The organism is Bradyrhizobium sp. cir1, from assembly GCF_014198245.1.
GTDB lineage: Bacteria > Pseudomonadota > Alphaproteobacteria > Rhizobiales > Xanthobacteraceae > Bradyrhizobium.
In genome coordinates this window covers 1-1085 of the sequence record NZ_JACIHE010000073.1, presented here as the reverse complement: position 1 = coordinate 1085, position 1085 = coordinate 1, and the positions used below count along the sequence as shown (strand labels likewise).

Here is a 1085-nt window from a genome sequence, read left to right as displayed (position 1 = left end):
CTCGGCTGTCAGTTCAGGGCGGTTCATGTAGCCCCGTGCCACCCCCGCCCCGCCAATGTAAAGCTCGCCCACCGCGCCGAACGGCACGGGCGCGCTATGGCCATCCAGCAGGTACACCCGCGTGTTGGCGATTGGACGCCCGATCGGGACCAGTGACCCATTGAAATCAGCCGGGCAAGTCCAGATCGTCGCGAAGGTCGTCGTCTCGGTGGGCCCGTAGCAGTGAATGAGACGTACGGGGCCCTTTTCTTTCAACAATCTCAGAAATGAGGCAAGATCACCGCGCTCACCCCCACAGAGGAGGTGCTTCAGGTGGGCCAATGTCGGAGCAATCGATGATGTATATTGGTTGAATAATGCTGTTGTTAGAAACAGTGACGTCACCCGGTGCTGTTCTAGCGCTCGCGCAAAACTGGGAGTATCCCTGACGGTGGCGGTATGCATGGCAACAATGCAACCACCGTTAAGCAGCGGTGCCCATACTTCGAATGTGCTTGCGTCGAATGCGGGATTGCCAGCCCATGCCACCCGATCTCCTGCATCGATCTTCACATACCCACTGTTGATCACGAGCCGGTTGACGGCACGATGAGGAACAACAACTCCTTTGGGAAGGCCAGTTGAGCCGGAGGTGTACATGACGTAAGCGGCAGTTTCAGCGCTCAACGACAGCCCAGGATCGGAACTACATCCCGTTCCAGCTATGAGCGGCTCAATAGCACGAACGGGTATCCTCGCCGCAACCAGATCATCAGCGCAAAGCACCAAGCGGACAGCACAATCGGCCATCAACAATTCTTGTCGCGCCACCGGAAGGGCGCGATCGATCGGTACATACACGCCGCCGGCCTTCAGAATCGCCAGCTGCGCCACCACAAGAGCGACCGAGCGGTCCAGCACTGTTGCAATGCGATCCCCAGGTTTGACCCCGAGCGCGATCAGGTGATGTGCCAGGCGGTTGGCCTTCGCATTGAGCTCGCCATAGCTCAGCCGCTCATCATCGCAGACCACCGCCACCGCATCCGGCGCATTGTGCACCTGCTCCTCGAACAGCCCGTGGATGCACCGCTCCGCAGGATACGGCG

The 1085-nt window shown here is 59.4% G+C and carries 1 protein-coding gene; it reads right to left on the bottom strand.

Going from position 1 to position 1085, the window contains the following annotated elements; translation table 11 throughout:
• On the bottom strand, window positions 1-1085 hold a 1085-nt coding region (locus GGD63_RS39925), incomplete at both ends, for an AMP-binding protein (protein WP_183250666.1).